We start from the raw sequence: 6,205 nt of genomic DNA on the forward strand, positions 1-6,205 counted from the left end.
GGGCCGCGAACGCGGCGATCGCCGCCTCCATCGGGTCACCGACCGCCCGCCACTCGTCGTCGTCGAGGGTGATCCCACCCTTCGAGGCGGCCGCACCGGCGAGACCGGCGGTCGCGGCCGCCGCCACCGCCGGCTCCGGGCCGGTCACCTCACCGGTGGGCGCATACCCCTCCCCGCGCACCGCCACGGTCCCGGCCGGGGTCCACGCCTCGACGACGTTCATCTGGTTCTGGGTGAGCGTGCCCGTCTTGTCGGTGCAGATGAACGTCGTCGAACCGAGGGTCTCGACGGCCTCGAGGTTGCGCACCAGCGCGTTGTCGCGGGCCATGCGCTGCGCCCCCATCGCCAGCGACAGCGTCACGGTGGGCAGCAGTCCCTCGGGCACGAGGGCGACGGTGATGCCCACCGCGAAGAGGAAGGCGTCCTGCCAGGAGATCCCCACCAGGAGAGACACGGCGAAGAACACCGCGCCGACGCCGACGGAACCGAAGGCGAGCGTCCGGACGATGCGCTGGATCTCCAGATCGAGCGGGCCGGGTGGACGTCGCACCGAGGTGGTCAGGGCCGCGATACCGGCGAGGCGGGTGTTCGCACCCGTAGCCGTGACGATCCCTTCGGATTCGCCCTCGGCGACGAATGTTCCGGCGAACACGGCCGCGCCGGCCGTGCGGAGCACCGGTTCGCTCTCCCCGGTGAGGGTGGATTCGTCGAAGGTGCAGCGGCCCGCGACCGCGAGGGTCAGATCGGCCGGGACCCGGTCGCCGCCGGTGAGCACGACGACGTCGCCGACCACCAGGTCGCGGGCGTCGACGGTGCGCACCGCCCCGTCGCGCCGCACGACGATGGTGGTGGGCAGCAGCTCCCCCAGGCGTTCGGCGGCCTTCTCGGCGCGCTCCTGCTGCACGAAGGCGAAGATGCCGTTGACGACGATCACCACGATCACGGCGATGCCCAGCTCCGGCATGCCCGCAACGAACGCGAGGGCCGAAGCGAACCACAACAGCAGCGCGAAGAAGTGCGTGAGCTGCGCGATCAGCCTGCGCCACCACGGCACCCGTCGCGCGGCCGGAAGCTGGTTCGGCCCGTCCCGGCGGAGCCGCGCGGCGGCCTCCCGGCCGGTGAGCCCGTCGCTGTCGAGCAGCCGCGCACCGGAATCTGCCTGCACACCGCCTCCTCGCCCACGGGATCGACGTGTCACCGCGACGAGGAGCGGGTACAGCACGCCGGGACCGGTCCCGCCGCTGCGGCAGCCCCAGCGTAACGGCATCCGGTCCGGGCCGCGGGACGTCGCGGGACACGGCTGCGCCCCGCCGTTCCGTGCCGGCGGGGCGCAGCCGATCGTCCGTCAGGCGTGTTCGAGGCGGATGCCCTTGGTCTCCTTCATGAAGACGCAGGCGATGCCGGTCAGCACGCACAGCACCATGATGTACACGCTGAACGCCCATCCGATGCCGCGGCCGATCAGGAGCTGATTCAGGTACGGGGCGGTTCCGCCGAACACCGCGACGGAGAACGAGTACGCGAAGCCGATCGCCTGGGTCCGCAGCCGGGTGGGGAAGCTTTCCGACAGCGTCGCCGACAGCACCGACGCGGGGACGGACACGACGAGCAGCGCGACGGTCGTCGCGACGAGCAGGGTCCATCCGGCCGAGGAGATCATCATCGTCAGCGGCAGCTGCAGCACGAGCATCAGTGCGGCGAACGCGAACAGCATCGGGCGGCGGCCGATCCGGTCGGACAGCATGCCCCAGAAGGGCAGGGAGACGAGCGCGATCGACTGGGCGATCACCGACATCCAGTAGGCGACGTCGGGGTCCATCCCCTGCTGGGTGATGGCGTAGGTGGCGACGTACGACGTCCAGGTGTAGTGGGCGGCGGTGATGCCGGAGGTCATGCCGATCATCAGCAGGATCGCGCGGACGACGGTCTTCCGCGGGATGCGCGGCTGCTCGTCCTGCTCCTGGTGGGCGTCGAACACGTCGCTCTCGTCCATGCTGCGACGCAGGTACAGGGCGACCAGGGCCAGACAGGCGCCGATGAGGAACGGGATGCGCCAGCCCCATTCGGCGACGGCGGTTTCGGAGAGCGACGAGGTGACGGCGCCACCGATGCTGTAGGCGAGGACCGAGCCACCGAAGATCGCGATGAAGGCGACGCTGCCCCACATCCCGCGACGGTGCGGCGGGGCGATCTCACCGACGTACGAGTAGGCGGTGGCCGATTCGCCGCCGTGGGCGAAGCCCTGCATGATCCGCGCGGCGAGCAGGATCAGCGACGCCCACGCCCCGATGGACTCGTAGGTGGGCATGATGCCGATGACGAGGCTGCCCGTCGCCATCATGAGCATCGTGGTGACGAGGACGAACTTGCGGCCCCGCCGGTCGGCGATGCGGCCGAACACGATGCCGCCGAGGGGGCGCATGAGGAAGCCGACGGCGAAGACCGCGAGCGTGGACAGCAGCGCGGAGATCGGATCGGAGTTGTTGAACATCACCGCGGCGATGAACGGTGCGAAGACCGCGTAGGCGCTCCACTCGTACCACTCGAGCACGTTGCCGACCGCGCTGGCGAACAGCGATTTCTTCTTCGATGCCAGGGTGGGCGCGGTGTCGACCGCACCCCGGGTGTTCCGGACGTCGGTGTTCACGTCGTATCTCTTTTCGTTCGCGGGAGCGGTGGCCGAATGTCACATGGGTTCGATGTGACCGAACCCGTGTGACATTCGGTCACGCCGGAGGGGACGGACCGTCAGGCGGTCGGGGTGGGGATCGTGCGGTCGCGCAGGTCGCTGCGCCGGATCTTGCCGGTCTGGGTCTTGGGGAGGTTCTCGACGATGTGGACCCGGCGGGGCCGCTTGTAGGCGGCGAGGCGGTCGCGGACGAAGTCCACGAGCTCGCGCTCGGTGGCGTGGGCGTCGCGTTCGAGCGACACGTACGCCACCACGGATTCGCCCTGGTAGTCGTCGGGCTGGCCGACGACGGCGGCCTCGTGGACGGCGGGATGCTCGTACAGGGCGTCCTCGACCTCGCGGGGCCACACCTTGTATCCGGAGACGTTGATCTGGTCCTTCAGGCGGTCCACCAGGTAGACCCAGCCGTGCCGGTCGATGATCGCACCGTCGCCGGTGCGCAGCCGCCCGTCCGGCAGGGTGGCGGCGGACGCCTCGGGGTTGCGCCAGTACCCGGAGATCACCTGCGGGCCGGACAGTTCCAGTTCACCCTGCTTGCCGGGTTCGACGTCGGCGCCGTCCGCGTCGACGACACGCGCGTCGAGCAGGGGCAGCGGGACACCGATCGCGAGGGTGCCGCTGGCGGGGTCGACGGGTGCCCGCCGCCCGGGCGGTACCGCGATCACGCCGGAGGAGGTCTCGGTCATGCCGTAGGCGTTGTGGATGTACTTGCCGAACTTCGCTTCGAACTTCTCCACGGTCGCGGGCGGGATCGGCGCGCCGCCGGAGTAGAGGGTCTTGATCGAGGCGAAGTGGCGGGCCTCGGCGCCGGGGGTTTCGTACAGGGCGTTGAACACCGTGATCGAGCCGATCGTGAACGTGACCCCGTGCTCGACGAGGGCCTCGAGCGCGACCTCGGCGTTGAAGCGGTTCGCGAAGACCAGGGCGGTGTCGTGCACCAGCGCCAGCGTGGCGTTGATGACGGCGCCGGTGATGTGGAACAGCGGGGCGACGGCGAACACCGCGTCGCCGGCGGCCAGGCCGACGAAGGAACCGAAGGTGGTGGCCACGGCCAGCACGTTGGCGTGGGTGTTCATCGCACCCTTCGGCGGACCGGTGGTGCCGGAGGTGTAGGCGAGCAACGCGACGTCGTCGCCGGTGATCTCGACGTGGGGCGGCCGCCGGCCCCGGTGTTGTTCGATCAGCTCGACGAGGTCACCGTCGGGCGCGGCCACGGCGCGGTCCGTCGACGGGAAGACCCGGGCGTCGTCGCGGGTCTGGAAGTCCAGGTCACTGGTGCTGAAGATCCACCGCACGGAGCTGTCGCGGACGGTGTCCGCGGTCTCCGCGACGGCGGTGTCGGCGCACACGATGCCGACGATCTCGGCGTCGTCGACGAGGCGGCGCAGTTCGGCCCGCCGGTACATGGGGTTGAGCACGAGCGCCGCGGCCCCGAGCTTCCACAACGCGAGCAGGGTCAGCGCGTACTGGGGGATGTTCTGCAGGTAAATGCCCACCCGGTCGCCGCGCTGGACGCCACGGGCGGCGAGGGCGACGGCGAGGGCGTCGGAGAGCTCGTCGGTCTCGCGGGCGGTCAGCACACCGTCGAAGTAGGCGATGGCCTTGCCGTCCGGGTTGGCATCCACGCGGGCGCGCCACGCGTCCACCAGGGAGACGAACGGCACCGCCGGCTCGGGATCGAGCCCGTTCGGGTAGAGCGCGGTCCAGGGGCGCTTCTCGGACGTCACGACGCAGTTCCTTCCACTCGACTGCGGAACCTTCCCACCGCCACGACCGATCGCTCGGTCGGTAAGCGGTCTGTTAGTAGTGTCCTGGGCCACACAAGCGCCTGTCAAATCGGGCACACCACACTCGCGCCGTCCGCGTCGACGGCCTGGCCTGGGCATTCCCGGAGTGGGAGAATCGGAGATCGACCGGCTCCCGGCGCACGATGCGACGAGCGGTCGGAAATCGTCGGTGGGCGGTCGAGGACCGCACGTCGGTGCGAGCGGACACGTCTGACGGAAGGCCGAGACGATGGACGACCTGGAGACCCGGCACGCGCAGGTCCTGCTCGAATGGGACGACGGACGCGCCGGCTACGGCCCCGGCGCGACGGTGCGCATCGGCCGCGACCGATCGATGGACGTCACCCTCGACCACCCGGTGGTCTCCCGCGAACACGCGTTCCTGCACTGGGACGAGGGGTGGTATCTCGTCGACTCCGGCAGCAAGAACGGGCTTTTCGTCGACGGCCGCCGGGTGGAGCGGGTCCGGGTCACCGGGACCGTCGTCGCCAGGCTCGGCGACCGGGCCGAGGGACCCGACCTCCGGATCTCCGTCGCCGAACCCGAGGCGACCCGCGAACGCAGATGGGGCCTGCTCGACCAGCTGACCGCGGTCCGCGCCGGCGACACCCGCGGACCGCTGCGCCGGCCCCGCCCCGCGCCCCGGCCCGGCGACGTGTCGATCGGCCGCGCCGCCGACAACGCCGTCGTCGTCCCCGACGTCCTGGCCTCCCGGCAGCACGCGGCCCTGCGCACCGGACCGTCCGGTCTCGAGATCGAGGACCTCGGCAGCGTCAACGGCACCTTCGTCGCCGGCACCCGGATCACCCGCGCCGCCCTCACCGAGGGCGACGTCGTGACGATCGGCAACACCGACCTCGTCGTCCGGGACGGCACCCTCGTCCCCCGGGAGAAGGTGGCGGCTCCCGCGACCGGTGGCCTGCGGGTCCGCGCCGTCGGGCTGACCATCGACGGGAATCGTCGACTGCTCCACGACGTCACCCTGGCCGCGCCGCCCGGCACGCTCACCGCCGTCATCGGCCCCTCCGGCGCCGGCAAATCCACCGTGGCCAAGATCGTGTCCGGCACCGGCAACCCCACCGACGGGGTCGTGGAGTTCGACGGCCACAGCGTGCACGCCGAATACCAGGCCCTGCGCTCCCGGATCGGTCTCGTCCCCCAGGACGACGTGCTCCACCGGCAACTCACCGTCCGCGAGGCCCTCGGCTACGCCGCCGAACTGCGGCTGCCGCCGGACACCACCCGCGCCGACCGCGACGAGGTGATCGCCCGGGTGCTCGCCGAGCTACAGCTCACCGAGCACGCCGGCACCCGCGTCGACCGCCTCTCCGGGGGCCAGCGCAAGCGCGCGTCGGTCGCCCTCGAACTGCTCACCGGGCCGTCGCTGCTGATCCTCGACGAACCCACCTCCGGCCTCGACCCGGCGCTCGACCGGCAGATCATGACCACGCTGCGCCGCCTCGCCGACTCCGGCCGGGTCGTCCTCGTCATCACGCACTCGCTGTCCTACCTCGAACTGTGCGACCAGGTGCTGCTGCTCGCCCCCGGCGGCAAGACCGCCTACGTCGGGCCGCCCGGCGAGGTCGGCGCCGCCCTCGGCAGCACCGACTGGGCGGAGATCTTCGCCCGCGTCGCGGCCGAACCCGACGAGGTGCACGCCGAGCACCTCGCCCGCAGCGCGGCCGTCGACCATCCCCCCGCCGCCGCCCCCGGGCCGCTGGGCCGCCCC

The 6,205-nt window shown here is 71.4% G+C and carries 4 protein-coding genes; 1 reads left to right on the forward strand and 3 read right to left on the reverse strand.

Going from position 1 to position 6,205, the window contains the following annotated elements:
* The 3 genes from CQZ88_RS31235 to CQZ88_RS17440 all read right to left on the reverse strand — a co-directional run.
* Positions 1–1,165: HAD-IC family P-type ATPase (locus CQZ88_RS31235; RefSeq protein WP_258008645.1), on the reverse strand; the 1,165-nt coding region annotated here is incomplete at its 3' end.
* 180 nt (positions 1,166–1,345) lie between these two features.
* Entirely contained in the window at positions 1,346–2,647 is a 1,302-nt protein-coding gene (locus tag CQZ88_RS17435) for an MFS transporter (RefSeq protein WP_029546660.1), read from the reverse strand.
* Positions 2,648–2,748: 101 nt separating this feature from the next.
* On the reverse strand, positions 2,749–4,416 hold the full coding sequence (locus CQZ88_RS17440) for a class I adenylate-forming enzyme family protein (protein WP_102800090.1): 1,668 nt from the start codon (positions 4,414–4,416) through the stop codon (positions 2,749–2,751).
* Positions 4,417–4,705: 289 nt separating this feature from the next.
* Here CQZ88_RS17440 and CQZ88_RS31240 point away from each other — a divergent pair.
* Positions 4,706–6,205 (forward strand): FHA domain-containing protein (locus CQZ88_RS31240; RefSeq protein ID WP_258008646.1); only part of this gene is annotated, 1,500 nt, incomplete at its 3' end.

The organism is Rhodococcus sp. ENV425, assembly GCF_002887785.1.
GTDB lineage: Bacteria > Actinomycetota > Actinomycetes > Mycobacteriales > Mycobacteriaceae > Rhodococcus > Rhodococcus aetherivorans.